Source organism: uncultured Fluviicola sp., assembly GCF_902168135.1.
Lineage (GTDB): Bacteria > Bacteroidota > Bacteroidia > Flavobacteriales_D > Crocinitomicaceae > Fluviicola.
Genome location: NZ_CABHOL010000017.1, coordinates 100,609 through 121,242 on the forward strand (window position 1 = coordinate 100,609; position 20,634 = coordinate 121,242).

Consider the following 20,634-nt stretch of genomic DNA (forward strand, 5'->3'; position numbering starts at 1 on the left):
TCCTTCCTTTTTGTTATAAAAAGTGAAGTAGAATTAAACGTTAAAAACAATGAAGTATCTATTAATTGGTTTTTTCCTGTTTTTTCTTTCCTATAGCCAAGCCCAGCTTCAGGGTATTGTATTTGGAATAAAAAATGGTGGAAAAACGCCGCTTAAACAAGCAAAAGTTATTTTAAGAAAGGCTCAAACCCAGGTTTATAGTGAAGAAAATGGACGATTTGAGCTTGTATTGCCTAAAGATCTGCCGGATGTTCTGGTGATTTCGGCTCCGGGATATGAGAGTGATTCTGTGACTGTTACCAAAGATGACCGTTTTTCCGGATTGGAAATCATCCTTTTTGAAGTGGATGAATTGGATGAGGTGGTTGTTGAATTCAAACAGGACTCCAAAAACTTTTCACGCTTAAAACCTTTGCAGGTTGAGAACCTTGGAGAAGGAGAATTTAAGAAAGCAGCCTGTTGTAATTTATCCGAGTCTTTTGAAACGAATGCAACAGTGGATGTCAATTTCACAGATGCAGTTTCCGGGGCAAAGAAAATCCAGTTATTGGGGCTGGATGGTGTTTACACACAATTGCAAATGGAAAATATCCCCTTCTTAACCGGTTTGGAAAGCAGTTTCGGTTTGAATTCCGTTCCGGGGACCTGGGTCGAATCAATCCAGATTACCAAAGGAACAGGTTCTGTTGTGAATGGCTATGAATCCATGGCCGGACTGATCAACGTTGAATTCCGAAAACCGGAAACCATGCAGCGTCTTTTTATAAATGGTTATGGAAATTACCTGGGAAGGGCAGAGCTGAATGTCCATGGAGGACAGATCATCAACGATAAATGGAGCACGGGAACTTTTGCACACGTTTCCACCCTGCAAACCGAATGGGATTTTAATAAGGATGGTTTTCGGGATGTGCCCCTTAGTAAGTCCGGGTCATTTATGAATCGTTGGAACTATGAAGGCAAGAAGTTCGAATCCAAATTCGGTGTCAATGCCTACTATGACCAAAGATTGGGTGGACAGCTTTATGGGGTTGCTAACAGGTACCGGGCCGAGACAACCAATCAGCATGCAGAGTTCTTTGCAAAAACCGGGTTCTTGTTCCCGAATAAACCTTATCACAGTTTGGGAATTGTTTACCAGTTCAAATATCATCAAGCAGATGGATTGTACGGTTTGAGAGGTTTTGGCGGAAGAGAACTACGCGGGTACGTGAATGCTATCTTTGACGGAATTTTCGGAACAACGGCCCATAAATACAAACTGGGACTTTCCGCTGTTGGACAAGATTTGCAGCAGCATATCGATTCAATGAATTTCAACCGCAATGTGATTACTCCGGGAGCATTTTTCGAATATACCTACACCGGAACACGTTTGGTTTTAGTAGCCGGAATGCGGGCAGATTATCAAACAGCATTCAGTGACCAGAAGGAAAAATTCCAATTCTCACCGCGCGTACATGCAAAATGGACCCTGGATGAATTTACAGATTTGCGCGTAACAACCGGAAAATCCTGGCGACTTCCAACTCTCGTAATGGACAATTCTTCCCTGCTTGCTACATCCAAAGCGTGGATAGTAACCAATAGCAATGAGCAGGAAGAAGTTTGGAACTCCGGATTGTCGGTGATGCGCAGTATGAGATGGTGGAATCGCGCGGCAAGTATTTCCGCTGATTTCTACCATGCCCGTTTTAACAAACAATTGATTATTGACAGAGAGCAGTCAACAGATTCTATTTTCTTTGGCTTCCAGCGAAATGTGTCCAGGAGCAGTACCTTCCAAACCGAATTGAGCTTCATGCCGTGGAAAACGATCACTTTCCGTTTGGCTTATAAATTCCTGGAGGTAAAGGCAGATTATGCCGGAAGTTTGAGACAGCAGGTCATGATTCCACAGCACCGTGGTTTATTTAATGTGGCTTTTGCAAGCAGAAATAAAAAATGGGAAGTGGATGGTACGATTTCTGTATACAGTCCGATGCGTCTGCCGGATGTTACTTTACCGGATGGTTCGCGTTTAACGAATGAGAAAAGTAAAGCGGTACCGGTTGGATTAGCTCAAATTACGCGTCATTTCAAACGCTGGGATGTATATGTGGGTGGTGAGAACTTGTTTAACTTCAAACAAAAGAACCCGATCATTAGTGCGGATAATCCGTACGACCCGACTTTTGATGCAACCCGTGTTTGGGCTTCCGTAATGGGGACAGTGGTTTATGCAGGATTCAGATATGAAATCCAGCGGAAAAAAGAAAAGAAGTAAGTATTTAATTTAAAAATTAAAAGAGATGAAAAATAGTTTGTTAATGTTAGCCCTTTTGTTTGTAAGCAGTTTCGCATTTAGTCAGAAACCCGCTGCAAAAACAGAGACAGTGGTGATCATGACCAGCGCTGAATGTGATGAGTGTAAAGAACGCATTGAAGGCGCGTTGAATTATACCAAAGGAGTGAAATTCGCAGAATTAGATGTACCGTCGCGAAAATTGACTGTAAAGTTCAAAAATGATGTGATTTCATTGGCGGAGATCAAAAAGCAAATTTCAGCGCTTGGGTACAATGCCGATGAAGTTTTGGCAGATCCCGTGGCTTTCGAGAAATTACCGGCTTGCTGTAAACCGGGTGGGATGGAACACATCCAGCACGATTAACGATCGTTGACCCACTTTAGAATAAATATGAATCCTGGTTTCTTTCGTGGAACCGGGATTTTTTTATCCCCCGATTTTTAAAGAACCACCGTCATTAAAGGAAAGAATAAACAAAATTATAATCAGTAAAGGCAGGGTTGTTTGTGCAAGATCTGTGAAAAGCAACCTGATATCCCCGGTTTTCACATGTTTTATAATGACAACAATGCTTGTCCATAGCCAGAATACTAAAACGGCAATTCCAGTTACAATGGCGTGACCAAGTATGTCTAAAAAGTCGTGTTGTATGACAAATGCGAGAATGAAGCTCATCATTGAACTTCCCAGGTAAACCATCAATACAGGAAATAATAATTTATTTCCCGGTTGTTTGATCAGGCGATGGAACCAGGTGATGCATAAAACAAAAGCGATTAAGTTCAGGATGAGTGCCATGACGTTTAATTAGTGTGATAAATATAATTCTAATTTCTTCTGTCAATAAGTTATATTCGTGGAAATAGAATTTGATGACACATTTTTCCCGGCTTTCCAAGTATGCCCTTTCTCTGCCGGAGGCGACGGAAGAACCGCATTTCGAGAAAAGATCTTACCGCGTTAAAAAGAAGATTTTTGCAACCGTTAGTGCAGATGAAGGATTCTTCGTGGTCAAATTGACAGAGTTGCAACAATCGGTGTTTTGCAAATGGGACGAAAGTGCCTGCCACCCGGTCCCGAATAAATGGGGCCTGCAAGGCTGGACACGCGTTTACTTCGAAAAGGTAGATGAAGACTTTTTGAAAGACATTGTGAAGACTTCTTATTCGAATGTGGCGCCTAAGAAGTTGGTGGAGATGATAGGGTAAATTAATTTTGACGGAATTAACTTAGAAAATGAATCTGCTAGCGGCTTTATCGGTTGGAATACCATTATTTCTATTCAATACCCCCTTGTCATATATTTTGAGATCAGCGATTGTTTATTGGTCTTTGTTATTGGCTTCTTTGCTATTTCCCTGGATTGCCTTTGAAATTGTTCAAAACTATTTGGGAAAATATGACGTAATGTGGTTTGTGACTACTATCAATTCGACCATTGAATTGATCTTGTATAAGGTGTTTGATAGAATAATCTTAAAAACAAAGGGTCGACATCTTTATTTCTATTGGAGAGGCCGTAACTATCTGCCATTAAGTGAAAGCTGGTTGGATTTAATTTTTCAACTTTTATTGACAGGGATACCGATATTGTGGTTTTGGATAGGGCAAGCGATCTTTGAATAGAAAAGATTAATAGTGTTTTTTAGATTCAAATTGAGAATAGTTAATGGAACCATTAAAAGGTTCGGAGTGGTTCTTTCCGCATTTCAATCTGAGTTGTGTTTGATACTTCCCTTTAAAAATGGGAACCAGGGTGACTGCAATATAGTTGGGCGGAAGAAAAACATGTCCGACCCCGGTTCCGCAGCCAACGGCGTATCGACTTTGGATTGGTTTCCACTTTCCTTGCTTGTCTTTTGCTTCCAGGATCAGAGGGAGTTGGTTCAATGATCCGATAAAACAAGTGTCAGAATCTTTGTTTGTGAGCATTACGGGATAAAAACCGGAAATTTTTACGGAGGGATTTATCCGGATTTCCAGGTCGGATTTTTCGATCCTTTTGTAATTTCGTTCTTCTCCGTATGGAAGATAGTATTTTTGAACAGCAAGCAGCATTTTGCCATAGGCATTCGGTTCTTCTATCTTTTTCAATCCTTCCAGACCTTTGAAACTTATAAAACTTGCATAAATGCGTTGTTTATACTTTCCAATGTAATTGAAGTAGTAATGACCGCTTGATAAATACCGGGGATTTGCATCGTTAACATGGCGGTAGAAGCCCCCTACTTTAATGGTATCCAAAACTATTGGAAAAGGAAATGGTTTCTCAGTCAGATTCATTTTTTCGGTTTCATTATTTCCACAGCCTGCCAAATAGAAGAGTGCAAGAACAAAAAAAGACGAAGTGATTCGAAGCATGGGATGATTTTGTTTGAAGGGAAATACTGAAAAAATCTTACTCCTCATTCTTCTTAAACATGCCACCCACTTCTTTGGATATGCGCTGAATGGTTTCCACACCCGCTGCAATCGGGCTTCCGCTCATGTCATCATACGCTGCGTAAGAAAGATCGGCTGAGCTTTGTGAAGGATAAATGAAAATGTGATCGAGTTTCGTGTTTTCCTTTTCCATGCGCTGAGGTAAAGATTCCATACCAGTAAACGCAGAAACTGAACCTGGCCGTGCAAAAACGGAAACAAACAGGTGATGTTCGTTGAAATTGGGTAGTTTTTCGAGCATGTCTTCCGGGGATTCAATCGGGAAATGAGTCAAATCCGCACTGAATTTCCGGTATGTGCGATAAGCCTTCACTTTTTCAAATGTTTCCCGTGTACTGTAAACATCTATGTCTACATTCAATTCTTTCGAAATACGCATCACTCGTTCCAGCCATTGGTTGCAATCCTGCTCCAATTCGGCATAGACCGGGCAGATTACCGAGATTTTCCGGTATGTTGAAAAGGAATGATCTAAACGGCAAAAGAAAACCGTTTTTTCGCAGACACTCAATAAATGATCGCGGTCATCACCAATCAGTTTTTTGAAAAGGTTGGATTTAGAGTTGTCATTGATCAATACGATGTCTGCTACTAATTCCTTCGAAACACGTGCAATTCCGCTGGATAGGTTGTGATCAATCGTAGCCATGGCATGTACGTTGATCTCTCCGCTGTTGTAATGGGTAATGAAATCATCGATGTGTTTCCTCGAACGGCGGATCCGCATTTCTGCTTCCTCGTCATTTTCCAAAACACTTACCACTGAAATCGGGTTCATGACCGTGCGGTCCGTTATAAGCACCGAAAAATCCAACAGGGCTTCATTTCCCATCAATTCATTGGCTGCAACTACTACATGCTGACTGCGCATGGAAGGTCCTTCTAAAGGTTCGTTTTTAGTTTGCAGGATCCGGAGTTTTTTACCTCCGTTTTCTGTTACAAACGAAGCTGTCATGCTGGTAATAAGAATCAGGATTACTGTTCCGTTCACGATATCAATGTCCAGGATCTTCATGTTGTATCCTACATTGATAACGGCCAGTGTTGCAGCGGCATGTGCGGTGCTTAATCCAAAGATTACTTGTCGTTCCGGTCGGGTCATCTTGAAGATCAATTGTGTGATCAAAGCTGCCAGAAACTTACTGAAAATGGCAAAAGCACTCAAAATTCCGGCAACAGCCCAGGCCCACGGTTCGTTTGCCAATGCTTTTACATTCACAACCATTCCGATGGAGATCAAAAAGAATGGAATAAAGAGTGCATTTCCGATAAATTCGATTCGGTTCATCAGTGTGGAAGAATGCGGAATGAGACGGTTCATGACTAAACCTGCAACGAATGCTCCGATGATTCCTTCGATTCCTGCTACTTCCGCTAAGAATGCCGCAAAGAAGAGAATAGAAAGTACGTAAATGAACTGGGATGATTTTTCAGATTCGAGTTTACTCAAAAACCACCGCGAAATTTTAGGAACTCCCCAAAACATAATCAAACTGAAAATGGAAAGCGTAATGCCTAAATGTACCAGTACACTGGTGTTAATAATTCCATGATCCGACCCGGAAATCACTGCCAGGATGATTAAAACAGCAGTATCCGTAAGAATCGTTCCGCCGATTGCAATGGCTACGGCTTCCATTTTGGAGATTCCGAATTTGGAAACGATCGGGTAGGCCACCAAGGTATGCGTAGCGAACATGCTGGCGGTTAATAGACTGGCCATTTCGCTCAGACCCAATGCATACCTGCAGGTTGGATAGCCCAATAAAAGCGGAATGAAAAAAGTCAATGCTCCAAAGGTCAGTGATTTATTTCGGTAGCGTTTGAATTCCTGCATATCCAGTTCCAAACCGGCCATGAACATGATATAGAGCAACCCGATCTTGGCAAACATATTTACAAAACCGGTTTTCATATTGGCTTCCGAGATTAATTGGAAACCGTTCGGGCCAATGATAACTCCGGAAATAATCAAACCGATCAATGCAGGGATTTTCACCCTCCTCAAAATAATAGGAGAAAAAAGAATAATTAACAGGAGTATTGAAAAAGTAAGAATGGGGTTTTCCAAAGGCAAAGTAAATTCACCGATGAGGTTTTGGAATTCTTTGGAAAATTGTTCAAATAACCCGTTCATCCTTTTGGAATATCTTCAGCAAAAGTAATCGCAATTTCCATCTGAAACAGATTCTGTTGACCGGAAGATAAAAAAAAACTTTTTTTTCAATTCAGACAGTCGTAGTTTTGGCATCGTTTTTGAAAACCGACTTTTAAATTTAATTTATTACCTCATGAAACATTTTTTTACTTTTTTGACCTTATTGTTCCTTTCTCAATGGACAATTGCTCAGCAGAATACAAACCTGGTGTTTTTTTCCGAACAAGGACAGCAATTCTACATCATACTGAATGGAATTCAGCAAAACCCGAACCCTGAAACGAATGTGCGGGTTACAAACCTTATCCAGCCTTACTACAAGGTAAAGGTGAAATTTACGGATGGAATGACACCGGACATTGATAAGACTCTCAATTTTAATCCTGGTACCGAAACAACATACACGATTAAAACTTCCAACAAGGGAGAAACTGTTTTGAGATGGATGAGTGAAGTTCCGATTGCACAGGCTCCAAGACCGATTGCAGGTCAGAATGTAATCGTTTATCACGATACACCTCTTTCTACTACGGTTACTCAAACAACAGTGATTTCCAATACCACTTCAAATCCTGGAACTTCAGAACAAATGAATGTTGGGATTAATGTGAACGATCCGATGATGGGTGGAACGGGAGCAAATATTAATATGAACGTCAATGTGAACGAAACGGGGATGAATACCCAAACTCAGAGCACAACAACTACTTATTCAACAACAACTACCACCACTTCCGGAAATGTAGGAACAGTTCAGACTGGAGGAACAGTTGGTACGGTGCAAAATGGTTACGTAATGCCGGGTTATAACGGAAATGTAGGCTGTAACGGTTACCCGATGAGTGAAAGCCGCTTCAATGAAGTGGTTAAATCTATCGAAGCAAAATCTTTTGATGATTCCAAATTGACTATGGCGAAGCAAGTGATCAATACAAACTGTATGACCAGCGCACAGGTAAAACGATTGATGTTGTTGTTCAGTTTTGAAGACACGCGTTTGGATTTGGCTAAATACGCTTACGGATACACTTACGATATCGGGAATTACTACCAATTGAATGACGCGTTCACATTTGAATCAAGTATTGATGAATTGAATGCTTACACCAGTGGATTCACAAGATAAGAACGATCTTAAATAAGAAATCAAATCCCATTTGTCATTGACGGATGGGATTTTTTTATGAATTACGGTTTCAAAATAAGTACCGAAGGAGTGTTTGTCAGCCACAAACTTTGGGTTTCAACGGCTTTTCGCCAACTGTCATGGCTGATAAGCATTAAATCCTGCTGACTCATGAATTCTTTTTCCAGGCGTGGTTCTGTCTGCAGCGATATATGGTTGGGAGCAACCTGCTCGATCATCCGGATCGATTCCTTTAATTCCGGGTGTGTTCTCACAATTCCTGACGAATCGATGATTGTTACACGTGCGTTGCTGTGATGAATCAATTTTTGAGCATAAACTAACAGGAAACTGTCGTGGATGGAGAAAATCGGGAGGAATATATTCTCCACTTTATCCAGATCTTTATCGATGACAATCCCAATTGGCAATTTGGCATTTTTGATCAATTTGCTTGTTCTTTCGTCGAAGACCGTATTTTCAAACAAAGGTTCCTTCCCGGTAATCGTTTCATACAAACGTTCCGGGTTGATCAACTTGGTAGTAAATCCAAGAACTCTTCCTAGAAGTGAACCTTCAAAGACTGAGCTTCCGATCCCGATCAATAGCAGGTCGAAATTCCCTGTGTTGGATGTATCTGTAATTTCTTTATCAATGTCCACGGTTGGTTTGAATAAAGTTACTACCTGCTGGTTCAGTTTTCGGGATTCTTCGGTAATGGGTGTGAAGCTTTCGCGTTCATACTGCTCGGCATTAAATTGGTTCAGGTCATTACTTAAAGAAACATGCAGTGCGGTGATATTTGCATTCTCAGGAGATTTTCGGATAAGGCTGTTTGCCAAACGAAGCAAGGTTCTTCCTCTTTCAGGGTTTCCGAAAGAAAGCAAAATCGAGTATTTCGTTGATAGCTTCCGGTCGTCCTGGATTTCTTCCGCTGATTTCTTTTCCGGCATAAATTTGTTGATCAAATCCAGGAACGGGCCTGTCATGAACGTGGTTACCAGTGCCATGATTACCAGCATGGCGAAAATTTCATCGGAGAGCACTCCCAAATCGTAACCGATATTCAATACGATTAACTCCATCAATCCACGTGTATTCATCAAAGCCCCAATAATTAAACTGTCTCTCCAGGACTGACCTACGAATTTAGCAGCAAAGGCAGATCCGACGAATTTCCCAACTGTAGCTACAGCAATGATCAGTATGGCAATGCTCCATAAATGCCAGTCATCCAATAAACCGATTTGAGTTCTGAGACCTGTAAATACGAAGAAGAGCGGAAGAAGCAGCAAAACAGCAACATCTTCAATTTTCTCAATAAATACGGTTCTGAAATTCATATTGGCCGGCATAATTACACCGGCAAGGAATGCGCCAAATAAGGCATGAATTCCGATTACTTCCGTTGCAAATGCTGAAATCAGTAGGGTTATGAAGAAAATAGCAACTACTGGTTTGCTCAAACTTTCTTTGTTGGAATGTTTATCCCCCAGGCGCTTTAAGAATGGCTGCACAATTTTCAACATCACAAAAACATAAGCAACGGCCATGAAGATGATGTAAATGGCGCTTAGTACCGATCCGGCTTTTACAATTGCAATGACGGCAGCTAAAATGCACCAGGCTGTAATATCGTCAGCAGCGGCGCAGGTTATAACGATAGATCCCAAACGTGTTTTAGTCAATCCGCGCTCCTGGACTATTCTGGCTAACACCGGAAAAGCGGTAATACTCATGGAAATCCCTATGAATAAGGCGAATGACAGGAAGTTTACGTTTGCTGGAGCAAATTCAGAATAGAGCAGGTAAGCAAGTACTACTCCCAAAGTAAAAGGGAAAATGATACTCGCGTGGCTGATTACAACTGCATCGTTTGCTTTGTTTTTAAGAGTCTTGAGTTCCAATTCCATTCCTACGACAAACATGAAGAGGATCAAACCGATCTGGCTCAGGAATTTCAAATTGTCCATGGATTTATCCGGGAAAACAAAGTGAGTAAAATCCGGGAAATACATACCTATGAATGAGGGGCCGAGGAAAATACCTGCTGCAATTTCTCCAATCACAGACGGCTGACCAATTTTTCTGCAAAAGAATCCGAAGATCCGTGCAACAACAATGATCGTGACGATTTGAAGCAGCAATATTGCTAATGGATGGGTTAAATTATGGTAATAAGTTTCAGTAAACTGTTGCCAGGTAGAAGCAGTTACTTCCGGCTTTACAACAGTTGTTACCTTGGAAGCTTCAAGAGGTTTTCCCCACTGAATTACTCCGAAAATTAAAGCGGCGAATCCACCAATGGTTATAATATAAAATAGGAGATTTCTGAGATTACGCATAGCTTGAATTTTTTAACAAAATTAAACCTGCAGCGAGTAATCAAAATACGTTCTTCTCAAGAATGTACTGAAACCTGTTTTAATTGTACCGACAGGGACAGAATGAGACTGAGAATGAGAGTGAGAAACAGAATGAGGTTATTGATTGAAAGTTTCTACAAAGGATTTGCGGTAGTTTTCGCTCAGGCTGAATTCGCGGTATTTTCCTTCTTTCGTGCGGATTTTACTGATTACCACATCGCCCTGGTATCCTCGGATGTATTCCTTTGAGATCAATTCTGATTTTGAAATGCGGATCAGCGAAATTCCTTCTAATTCCTGCAGTAACTGATCGAATGATTTATTCTTGACAACGAATTCATCTCCATTTTCCAGGAGCATCAATTTGTCCCTGCGGTCATAAGTATCTGTGGAGAAACTAACAATTTGCGACAACCGGATAGTGAACTTTCCTTTATTGGTGTTTACTGTCCAGGAAGCATGACTTTTCGCTTGTTCGATATGCGATTTAACCTTTTCGATTGCGCGTTCCAAACGTTCACGCTGCACGGGTTTTCTCAAATAATCGATGGCTTCGATATCAAAAGCATCGGCTGCGTATTCATTGTGTGCTGTGGTGAAGATGATGGGTTTGGAAAGCAGTTTTTCGGCAACTTCCAGTCCGCTCATGTTCGGCATGACGATATCTGAAATGCAAAAATCGAAGGAAAGGTCATCCAATTCGGAAAGGAACAGAACCGGGTTGTCAAACGCTTTAACCACTTCAAGGTCCGGAATTCCTTCACACAAGGACCTTAAATACCCCAGAGCCAATAATTCATCGTCCAGTAAAACAACCCGAAGAGCTTTATTATCCATTCAGTTTCAGTTTGAGGCGTGCATGAAAAACAGGATTGTCATTGTTCAGTGTCAATTCGTAGGCATTCGGATAGGCAATGTTTAAGCGTTCTTCCAGGTTCTTAATTCCCAGTCCGCTGCGCTCTTTTTTCAGGGGTTTGCTTTCCGAGATGCGGTTGCTTACCTCCAGTAGAAATTCATTGCCTGTTATTTCCAGGTGAATAGAAATGAACGATTCGCTCTTTTGGAAATCGGTGTGTTTGAAAGCATTTTCGATCAAATCCACTGTAATCAGCGGCAGAATTTTCAGGTTTCTGATCCGGTCGTCTTTCAGATTGATGGTGTTCCGGATCCGCAGATCAAATAAGGGGCTAAGCTTAAGTCGGTTAATCTCAATAAAATTCGCTGCGAAATCCATTTCTTCCTGTAAGCTCACCAATGGCTGATCGCTTTCATACAAAATGTAGTCCAACACTCCTGAAAGTTTATCCATGGAATAATAGGTTTGGTAAGCATGGGATTGGATCGAATTCAAAGCATTCTTAAATAAGTGCGGGTTCAATTTGTAGCGGATGGAACTCAATTCACTCGAATGTACCAATGCATTTAATTCGTGGTTTTTGAGCGTCAATTCGTCTTTTTTCATTCTTGCTTCCTTCAGTTTCAGGTAAAGCATTCTGCAGTACACCAACAGTGCAAGGAATAAAACCGAAAGGACAAAAAGTATGATTTGAACCATAATTAAAGATCGAAGATAGGGAATTTTAATTTACCAATGTTCAGGAGTATTAATAGAAGAACTATTGGACTTCGAAACAGGTACTAGCCAATTTGAATATTGATAGATGATTTACTACATTCAGTTTCATGAAATGGATTGTCTGTATTTTTCTTGGCTTTTGCCTTCAAAGTACCATGTTTTTTTCTAGCCCCGGTTCAGTTAGATTGGAAGACAATAGTATTTACTTTAGAAAAGGAGAGTATAAAGAGTTTTTCAATAACAAATTGGCGCGAATCCGTGAAATTCAATTGGAATATCCTGAAATTGTATTGGGTTTTTCATTATTCCAGCTGAAATCAGAACCGAGAAGCCTTTCTGCAAAAAGGCAAAAGCAACTGCTGAAATCCTTCAGAGAAGCGGACTTGGATATGGATCGTATTTTGTTTGATCCCAATACACATTATGAAGAAGATTTTAAGAAACATAATCTTTCTCTTGATCCTGGTGCTTTGGATTCTGTTGGTGCTATACTTGAAGGCTCTATAAAGTCGTTGTTTTAGTCTATTAACATAGTAGAATATTAATACCTGTTTTTTCAACATTCGCGAATCAATTTCTTTTTTTTCACTAATTTCGCACCCATAAATTTTATACTCAAGGACTATGTCATACTTGTTTACCTCAGAATCTGTTTCTGAAGGACACCCGGATAAAGTAGCGGATCAGATTTCAGATGCGCTAATCGATAACTTTATGGCTTTTGACCCAACGTCAAAGGTCGCATGCGAAACGCTAGTAACAACAGGTCAGGTAGTCTTGGCCGGAGAGGTAAAAACAAATACGTATTTGGACGTTCAGTCGATTGCACGTGAGGTAATCCGCAAGATCGGTTACACGAAGTCCGAATACATGTTCGAAGCGAACTCTTGTGGAATCCTTTCTGCGATTCACGATCAGTCTTCGGATATCAACCAGGGTGTTGACCGTAAAGTTTCCAACGATGATTTCGAAGCGAAAGCTGAAGCTCAGGGAGCAGGTGACCAGGGAATGATGTTCGGTTACGCAACGAAAGAAACTGAAAATTACATGCCGCTGGCTTTGGATTTGGCTCACAATATTCTTCAGGAATTGTCTAAAATCCGTAACCACGAACCTCATATCATCGGTTATTTACGCCCGGATGCAAAATCCCAGGTAACAATTGAGTATTCGGATGACAATGTTCCACAACGTATCGATACAATCGTAGTTTCTACACAGCACGACGATTTCGGAACGGAGGCAGACATGTTGAAAAAAATCAATGAAGATATCGTGAACATCGTAATTCCTCGTGTAAAAGCGAAATTGAAGCCGGAATTACAGGCATTGTTCAACGACCAGATCACTTACCACATTAATCCAACAGGAAAATTCGTTATCGGAGGTCCTCACGGAGATACAGGTTTGACAGGTCGTAAAATTATCGTAGATACTTACGGTGGTAAAGGTGCTCACGGTGGTGGTGCATTCTCCGGAAAAGATCCTTCAAAAGTAGACCGTTCTGCAGCTTACGCTACACGTCATATCGCTAAGAACCTGGTTGCGGCTGGTTTGTGTGATGAGGTTTTGGTACAGGTTTCTTACGCAATTGGTGTTGCTAAACCTTGTGGTTTGTTCATCAACACTTACGGAACTTCTAAGGTAAACATGACTGACGGAGAGATCGCTAAGAAATGTGCAGAGATCTTTGACATGCGTCCTTACGCAATCGAGCAGCGTTTGAAATTGAGAAACCCGATGTACTCTGAAACTGCTGCTTACGGACACATGGGACGTAAGAACGAAGTAGTGAAGAAAACATTCAGCGCTCCGGATGGATCTCAGGTAGTGAAAGAAGTAGAATTGTTCACTTGGGAAAAATTGGATTTCGTAGATAAAGTAAAAGCTGCTTTCTCTTTGTAAGAATAGCAACGTTAAAATAATTTGAACCCTGACTCCGGATGGACGTCAGGGTTTTTATTTTGTTACTTTTTTGAAGTATTGTATTCTAAGGGAAACAAAGTCATTGAAGTTGGTTGAAATGACGAGTAGTTATTTGGTAGTTTGGTGAAATCACATCTGTTTCAGGTGTGATTTTTTTGTTCCCGCAGATTACGCGAATTGCGCAGATTTAATGTGGGATATTATTTTATTATCTTCCATATAAACACCCTTTTATAAAGGGTTATAAAGAGATGTCTGCGTAATCAGCGAGATCTGCGGGAGACTTTTACAACATCTTCGAAGCCTGTACCCACTTCAATTCGGCGTAACTTACTTTATCTCCCAACTCTTCTTTGATAGTTCCAAGCGTTTTTCCTTCGGAACCCTCCAAATACGTTTCAATTTCACCGATGCGTTTCGGATCTAAAACCGCAGTAATGTCGATTTTTTCCTGCTGGATCAGCTTGGCAAAATGACCTTCGATAGTCGTAAGTCCTAATTGGCGTTCGTTCGCAATTTGTTCGATAGTCTTTCCTTCTTCGAAAAGTTCGAAGGTAACTTCATACGTATTTTTCTTAATCGCTTTTTCTTCCTTGGCTTCCTTCTTGGGTTTTACCAATTGAAGTACATCCGTAAAGTCTTCTTCCATCATTTCATCCATCATGGATCGGTTTGCCCGCAATTCCTGCTGGATGCTGTGGCTTTTCGAGATCACGTAATTGGTTATTTCAGCCGAACGTACCGTTTCTTTCGTAAATGGTTTTTGGTTCACAACCGCTTCCATTAACAAGCGACCCTTCATCAGGCGGTGAACAACTGCTACAACTTCCTGTTCCAATTCTTCCAGTTCTTCAAAATAACCTTTCGTTTTTTTGATCTTAGCCACTTCATAACGTCGTTTCATGATCGAATAGACCTGGGCGTCCAACGGTTTGAAAAAATACTGGTATGCAGCTTGTACGCGTTCGTGGATAAATTCCCATTCCGGTTTTTCTTTGGAGAATAAGTTTGTGAGCTGGTTTTGGAATTTTCGTGCCGCATCAAAAGTGGCCTGAACTGTTTGGAGCTGGTTGGCTACCCAGGATTTGTCTTTTCCTTTTTCTGTTTTTGGTCCCTGGCTTTTAAAACCTAATTCGAAAGTTGCCCATTTGGTGGTGTAATCGTACCAGTCGAATGCCTGGACAAGACTGTTGTAAACAAAGCGCGCTGTTTCTTGGTCGAGGTACAACTTCATGCGGTCTTCCGGAGCTTTGTTGGATGAATAAGAAACGACCTGGTGATCATTGACCAGGCCATTCATGGAAAGTGGTTTTAATAAAACAAGTCCTTCCAGACTTCTCAGCCTGGATAGCGCTACATAAGCCTGACCGGGAGCAAAGACATTCGAAACGTCCAGAACTGCTTTATCAAAAGTTAATCCCTGGCTTTTGTGGATCGTAATTGCCCATGCCAATTTGATCGGGTAGTGGACAAATGTTCCCAGGATTTCCTCCTCAATTTCCCCGCTTTGTTCATTCAGCGTGTATTTGATGTTGTTCCACTCGTATTTTTCAACGGTAATACTCCGTTTTTCCTCTTTAAAGTATACCTCGATCTCGTCTTTGGTCAAAGATTTAATGACTCCCATCTTTCCATTGTAGAAGTTCTTTTCAAAGGAAATATCGTTTTTGATGAACATGATCTGGGCACCGACTTTCAACTCGGTTTCTTTTTCGATGGGGTATAAATGAGGCGGGAAATCGTTTTTGATCTCTGCAGAATAAATGATCGATTTTTCGTTCAATGAATTCAAAGCTGCCGCATTCATCTGATCGGCTTTTGAATTGTGTGTCGTTAAAGTAATGTATCCTTCTTCTTTGGTAGAATCAAAGGAAGGGTTCACATATTTTTCAAGCAGAAGCTGATCTTCCTTTGTTACCTGGTTATTCCTTAAGTTATTCAGCAAATTGATGAAAAGCTGGTCGTCCTGCCGGAAAATCTTTTCCAATTCAATATAAACGGGAGCCTGTTCGCGGAGTACATGCGCGTTGAAGAAAAAAATGCCGTGGTAATATTTCTGAAGAACACTCCATTCTTCCGGTTTGATAACCGGGGGAAGCTGCAGCAAATCCCCTATGAAAAGTACCTGGAGCCCGCCAAAAGGATTGTTGTTCCTGCGAACATTTCTTAAAGTCCAGTCAATGGCATCCAAAAGATCGGCACGAAGCATGGAAACTTCGTCTATGATCAGCAATTCTACATTCCGAATGAGGTTCTGCCGGGTTTTATTGAAATGAAAATGTCTTTTAAGCGTTTCTTTCGATTCGAATTTGGTATTTCCCTGCACCAAGCCATCCGATACAAATTCTGGAATATATGAACTGAAAGGAAGCTGGAAAAAGGAATGAATGGTTACTCCGCCAGCATTCAAAGCTGCAATCCCTGTGGGTGCAACAATGACTGTGTTCTTGTGGGTTGTTTCAACAATTTTTCGAAGCAGTGTAGTTTTTCCCGTGCCGGCTTTTCCGGTCAAAAAAACAGGACTGTTGGTTTGATTGATAAATCGTTCTGTAAATTCAGCAGGATTGCTGATGGATTCTGTATTGTTTTTCATCTCTTACTTGAAGATACGCAAAAATACCTTCTTTTTCAAACTGAATTGAAATCTTTATCGGTTTGTCAGATGCTGTTTGAAAATATAGTGCATACTCAGGTCGAGATAGTCCTTGTAAACATAGTAAATGAAGTCTTCGCGTATTTGAATGTGTTCCGGGAAAATATGGTCTTTGATCTGTACCACTTCTTCTGCTTTTCCGTTGATCAGGTTGATTTTTCGTAAACTGGTAATACCGTCCCGTTCGAACCGGGCGTAAATGCAGGTTTTTTCAATATTCGGGATCAGTTCACTTTTCCAGCCTCTGAAATATTGGTAAGAAATCGGGAAACTTCGAACACGCACTCCAGTTTTAGTGAAAACAACCGCCGAATCATTCATGTGGTCAAAGATGAACAACGAATCGTTCAATTCGAATAGGGGAGCATAGATGGGTTTTAACAGGATGAGGTCGTAAAATTGCTGTGTGGTCCATCGTTCACGTGCTTTTTTCAGGTATTCATTGTCATTGGAAAGCTTGTCGCTGTGGGTGGCGTTTGATTCTCTCAGGATTTCGCTGACTGTTTGCTTGTTTTCACGCTGGTAGTCTTTTAATTGGCGGTTTTTCTGACGGTCCTCACTCACATAAAGCGTTTTGCTGTGCCGTGTTTTTTTGGTAATCAATTGGTATTCCAGGTATTGTTTCTGGTTCATGTATGTTCGGATGACAATCGAAGTATCATCCGAATAAGAACAGTTGTCGAGCAATCCGATTGCTTTGTAGTAGGGAAGAGGAGAAAAAATCCCGACGGATTGTCCAACGACAGATGTTTCGTAAATGCTGTCCTTGTAAACAAGGTGTAATTTTCCTCCGCAATCCTGCCGTATCGATTTAGGGTGTTTCCGGATTGACGTCTCATAGACCTTGTCTCCCATTTCATTCAAATGTCGGAGGTAATAGTTGTGTCCATCGCTGCAGCACAGAATGATGTTCCCGTCTTTCTCTACTTTAAAGTCGAGCACATTTGCCTGCTTACGCGGATAAACCCAAAATTTGCTGTCGGCGTTGATGGTTACTTCGTCCAGCTGAGTTTCTTTCCCGCTCATTACCACATAAACCATCATGGTGTCTTTCCATTTCTCGGGGAAGAGTAATATGTCCGTATAGTCGTTGTAAAGATTTCCTTTCACGGTAATCTGCGCCGGAAAGTTCCCGTTTTTGATGATGAAATTCCCGTTGGAATTGGTCCGGGCATTGTGAATGTCAATCTTGACGGATGCATTTCTAATAGGAGCTCCGGTCTCGTTTACGACTTTTCCTTTGATAATGATATCGTCCTGGCACCAGGATAAATGGGCTGCCAGCATACCGAATACGAATAGTGAAAGAAATTTAGTTAGACGGAACATACGTGTATTTGATGCGTGAAATTTAGCTAAAAAAAGTAAATAACTTATAAATGAACTATTCCAGATACTGTTTATAAAGATAGTGCATACTTTGATCCAGGTAATCTTTGTAGATGTAATAAATGGAATTGCCTTGTATTTGAAGGTGTTCCGGAAAGACGTGTTTTTCCAGTCTGATTAGCTGTTCTGTTTTTCCGTTTGTTGGATTGATTTCCCGGAGGATAGTTAGTCCATTTTCTTTATAACGGGCATAAAGCTTTGTTTTTTCCAGGTTGGTAATAAGCTCATTTTCCCAGCCATCGAAATACTGGTAGAAAATCGGGAAGGAGCGGACGAAGACACCTTCTTTTGTGAAGACAACAGCAGAATCATTGATGTGATTGAAAATAACCAATGAATCATTCACTTCAAACAATGGGATGTAGACAGGACGGGTCAATACCTGTTCGTATAATTTTCGTTTGGCCCATTTGCTTCTTACAATCCGGATTAATTCAGGGTCTAGGGTGTGAAACAATTGTTCATCACTTATGTTGTTATCACTTCCGAATTCCTCCAGGGCTTTGTTGCGCAGGTGATTTTCCCCAATGTACATCGTTCGTGCCTTTCTGGTTTGAATGTCAATCGAAGTATACTCAATGCTTTGATCTTTTTGGGAATATGTGTATTTGATCAGGTTTCTATTGTCTTTGTAAACGCAGGATTGCAATAAGTTGAAAATTCCCGGTGTTTCTCTTGGCTCAAAAAAGCCGATGCAATTATTAACCAATGTTGTTTCATAGATACTGTCGGAATAGACCAGGTGAATGGTTTCCGTACAATCCCGGTACAGTTTTTTGGGATGGCTTCTGATCGGTGTTTCGTTTATTTTTTCTCCCTCCGCATTTAAGCTTCGCATGAAATACCTGTTTTCATCACTGCAGCACAATAGAATTCCGTTATCAGGCTGCAAAATAAAATCCAGGACATTTGCTTGTTTCTGCGGATATACCCAAAAGACCTTTTCAGCAGAAACGGTTACTTCTTCTAATTCCTTTTCTTTTCCGGTCAATATTACCAAAACACGGATGGTATCTTTCCATCTTTCAGGAAGAGTAACCATGTATGTATATTCCACATACAAGGGATGGTTCACAGTGAGCTTAGCCGGAAAAGAAGTGGTTTTGGCAATGAAAAAACCGGTTGAGTTTGTGCGGGCATCGGTGTTGCCCAGTTTTACGGAAGCACTTTTGACCGGTATTCCGTTCTCATTGACTACTTTTCCCTTAACAACTGCTTCTACCTGGGAATAGGAAAAGCTGATCAGGCATCCTGTTGAGAAAAGGATTAAACAAAGTGTTTTTATGCGATTTAAATGCTGCATACCGGTTGGATTTCAGGTTATTCTTTGAGTGGTTGTTTATAGAGGTAATGAATGCTGTTGTCTAGATAATGTTTGTAAATGTAATAAGCGAAACTTCCGCGAATTTGAATGTTTATCGGGTAAATGTGTTTGTCCAGTATGTCCAGGTGTATGACTTTCCCGGTAGAAGGATCGATCTGGCGCAGGGTTACCAAACCATCGTTCTCATATTTGGCAAATAGCTTTGTCTTTTCTTCGTTGATCATTAATTCATTTTTCCAATTCTCAAAATAATGATAACTGAATTGGTACGAACGAACATATTTCCCGGAAAGAGTGAATACAATAGCGCTGTCTTTGAAGTGGTCGAAAACAAAAACGGAGTCATTGATCTCAAAAATCGGCGCGTAAAGCGGTTTCTGGAGGATCTGTTTGTAAAATTGCTGATTTTGGAACTTTTCCCGTTCACTCGGTTTATCGGGTTGATTTCCCATTTTAAAGGACTTATTCGAAAGTTCCGTGGCGATTTCATTCCGCAGCACAAATTCATCCAGTTCGCGCATGGTTTTCTGATCACTGGTGATATAAAGTAAACTGGGTTTTTTGGTGTTCCAGTCAATTTTGTCGTATTCAACCAATTTGTTGTGGGGCCCCATTCGTTTCACTATGATATTATCGGGACTGGAAATAATGCAGGGACCTAAAATACGCATGGTTTCAGCATACGAATTCCCGGAAAGCATCCCGATGGAGTTCCGGATGAATTTAACTTCGAAAATACTGTCTGCATAAACCAAATGAGTTCCGCCGGTGCAGTCACCATATAAACCAACCGGGTTCTTTTTGATTTCCAGGTCTACGATTTTCCTGCCTATGGAATCGAGCCTGCGCAAGAAGTATTTATGGTTTTCTTTGCAAACCAACAGCATTTCGTTATCAAAGAGTGCAAAATCAATGATATGGGTATTTTTTTTGTCGTAAGCCCAAATGATTTTTGAAGCGTTGATCGTAACTTCTTCCAGTTCTGTTTCTTTTCCTTCCAGGATGATTTCCAGTTTCAGAGTGTCGCCTTGCCGTATCGGCGCACGAACTACTTCTGCATACTCTTTATAAGCAGGGTGCTTTATATTCATTTGTGCAGGAAGCTTATTTACGCGTAAGGTGAAAACTCCTTTGGAATTTGATTTTACATTGGCTGTGCCCAGTTTGATCTCCGCATTTGCTACACGAACATTTTGTTCGTTCATAACGATTCCGGTTACCACTACATCCTGGGAAAAGGAAGCGAAGCAGAAAAATTGCATGCTTACCAACAGAATGGATTTCCAAACCCTGTTCGATATACATAAGTAGCTCATGGAAATGGAATTTAGGGAAAAAAGAGCTTACTTCAAATCCGATTGATTGAAATGTCTTTTTGATTGATTT

The 20,634-nt window shown here is 40.9% G+C and carries 16 protein-coding genes; 6 read left to right on the forward strand and 10 right to left on the reverse strand.

Translation table 11 applies throughout. The features are described from left to right. Window positions 1-49 precede the first annotated feature (49 nt). Window positions 50-2,266 carry a TonB-dependent receptor gene (locus QZT69_RS05870; RefSeq protein WP_294671679.1) on the forward strand — a complete coding sequence of 739 codons (2,217 nt, stop codon included), beginning with the start codon at window positions 50-52 and terminating at the stop codon, window positions 2,264-2,266. 25 nt (window positions 2,267-2,291) lie between these two features. Next, the gene (locus tag QZT69_RS05875) at window positions 2,292-2,651 is read left to right on the forward strand and encodes a heavy-metal-associated domain-containing protein (RefSeq protein ID WP_294671682.1); all 360 of its coding nucleotides are present in this window, start codon (window positions 2,292-2,294) and stop codon (window positions 2,649-2,651) included. A gap of 63 nt (window positions 2,652-2,714) precedes the next feature. Here QZT69_RS05875 and QZT69_RS05880 read toward each other — a convergent pair whose 3' ends face one another. After that, on the reverse strand, window positions 2,715-3,086 hold the full coding sequence (locus QZT69_RS05880; RefSeq protein ID WP_294671685.1) for a hypothetical protein: 372 nt from the start codon (window positions 3,084-3,086) through the stop codon (window positions 2,715-2,717). 74 nt (window positions 3,087-3,160) lie between these two features. On the opposite strand from QZT69_RS05880, the gene QZT69_RS05885 reads away from it, so the two are divergent. Then, window positions 3,161-3,496, forward strand: a complete 336-nt coding sequence (locus QZT69_RS05885; RefSeq protein ID WP_294671687.1) for an MmcQ/YjbR family DNA-binding protein — start codon at window positions 3,161-3,163, stop codon at window positions 3,494-3,496. Between the two features lie 424 nt (window positions 3,497-3,920). Here the strand turns inward: QZT69_RS05885 and QZT69_RS05890 are convergent, their stop codons facing one another. Together QZT69_RS05890 and QZT69_RS05895 are read right to left on the reverse strand one after the other, a co-directional pair. Next, window positions 3,921-4,649, reverse strand: a complete 729-nt coding sequence (locus QZT69_RS05890; protein ID WP_294671690.1) for a hypothetical protein — start codon at window positions 4,647-4,649, stop codon at window positions 3,921-3,923. A 37-nt stretch (window positions 4,650-4,686) separates the two neighbouring features. Continuing rightward, on the reverse strand, window positions 4,687-6,867 hold the full coding sequence (locus tag QZT69_RS05895; RefSeq protein ID WP_294671692.1) for a cation:proton antiporter: 2,181 nt from the start codon (window positions 6,865-6,867) through the stop codon (window positions 4,687-4,689). Between the two features lie 154 nt (window positions 6,868-7,021). Between QZT69_RS05895 and QZT69_RS05900 the strand changes: the two genes are divergently transcribed. After that, window positions 7,022-8,014 carry a DUF4476 domain-containing protein gene (locus QZT69_RS05900; protein ID WP_294671694.1) on the forward strand — a complete coding sequence of 331 codons (993 nt, stop codon included), beginning with the start codon at window positions 7,022-7,024 and terminating at the stop codon, window positions 8,012-8,014. A gap of 62 nt (window positions 8,015-8,076) precedes the next feature. On the opposite strand, the gene QZT69_RS05905 is transcribed toward QZT69_RS05900, so the two are convergent. From QZT69_RS05905 to QZT69_RS05915, 3 genes are all read right to left on the reverse strand, one after another. Further along, the gene (locus tag QZT69_RS05905) at window positions 8,077-10,359 is read right to left on the reverse strand and encodes a cation:proton antiporter (protein ID WP_294671697.1); all 2,283 of its coding nucleotides are present in this window, start codon (window positions 10,357-10,359) and stop codon (window positions 8,077-8,079) included. Between the two features lie 138 nt (window positions 10,360-10,497). After that, window positions 10,498-11,217, reverse strand: coding sequence for a LytTR family DNA-binding domain-containing protein (locus tag QZT69_RS05910; RefSeq protein ID WP_294671699.1), 720 nt, complete (start codon window positions 11,215-11,217; stop codon window positions 10,498-10,500). Continuing rightward, window positions 11,210-11,935, reverse strand: a complete 726-nt coding sequence (locus QZT69_RS05915) for a sensor histidine kinase (protein WP_294671702.1) — start codon at window positions 11,933-11,935, stop codon at window positions 11,210-11,212. The genes QZT69_RS05910 and QZT69_RS05915 overlap by 8 nt, the downstream gene beginning before the upstream one ends. A 128-nt stretch (window positions 11,936-12,063) precedes the next feature. Here QZT69_RS05915 and QZT69_RS05920 point away from each other — a divergent pair, with 128 nt between their 5' ends. After that, window positions 12,064-12,477 (forward strand): hypothetical protein, encoded by a 414-nt coding sequence (locus QZT69_RS05920; protein ID WP_294671704.1) that lies wholly within the window; start codon window positions 12,064-12,066, stop codon window positions 12,475-12,477. Between the two features lie 103 nt (window positions 12,478-12,580). Continuing rightward, window positions 12,581-13,861: a methionine adenosyltransferase gene (gene metK / locus QZT69_RS05925; protein WP_294671706.1), complete on the forward strand. Its 1,281-nt coding sequence runs from the start codon at window positions 12,581-12,583 to the stop codon at window positions 13,859-13,861. 307 nt (window positions 13,862-14,168) lie between these two features. On the opposite strand, the gene QZT69_RS05930 is transcribed toward metK, so the two are convergent. Genes QZT69_RS05930 through QZT69_RS05945 form a run of 4 tightly spaced genes read right to left on the reverse strand, consistent with a single transcriptional unit; the run spans window position 14,169 to window position 20,564 of the window. Next, window positions 14,169-16,475 (reverse strand): helix-turn-helix domain-containing protein, encoded by a 2,307-nt coding sequence (locus QZT69_RS05930; protein WP_294671708.1) that lies wholly within the window; start codon window positions 16,473-16,475, stop codon window positions 14,169-14,171. Between the two features lie 54 nt (window positions 16,476-16,529). Beyond that, the gene (locus tag QZT69_RS05935) at window positions 16,530-17,864 is read right to left on the reverse strand and encodes a carboxypeptidase-like regulatory domain-containing protein (RefSeq protein WP_294671710.1); all 1,335 of its coding nucleotides are present in this window, start codon (window positions 17,862-17,864) and stop codon (window positions 16,530-16,532) included. Window positions 17,865-17,919: 55 nt separating this feature from the next. Then, complete coding sequence (locus QZT69_RS05940) at window positions 17,920-19,227, reverse strand: carboxypeptidase-like regulatory domain-containing protein (RefSeq protein ID WP_294671713.1); 1,308 nt, start codon at window positions 19,225-19,227, stop codon at window positions 17,920-17,922. Window positions 19,228-19,244: 17 nt separating this feature from the next. Next, window positions 19,245-20,564 carry a hypothetical protein gene (locus tag QZT69_RS05945; RefSeq protein WP_294671716.1) on the reverse strand — a complete coding sequence of 440 codons (1,320 nt, stop codon included), beginning with the start codon at window positions 20,562-20,564 and terminating at the stop codon, window positions 19,245-19,247. Between the last annotated feature and the right edge of the window lie 70 nt (window positions 20,565-20,634).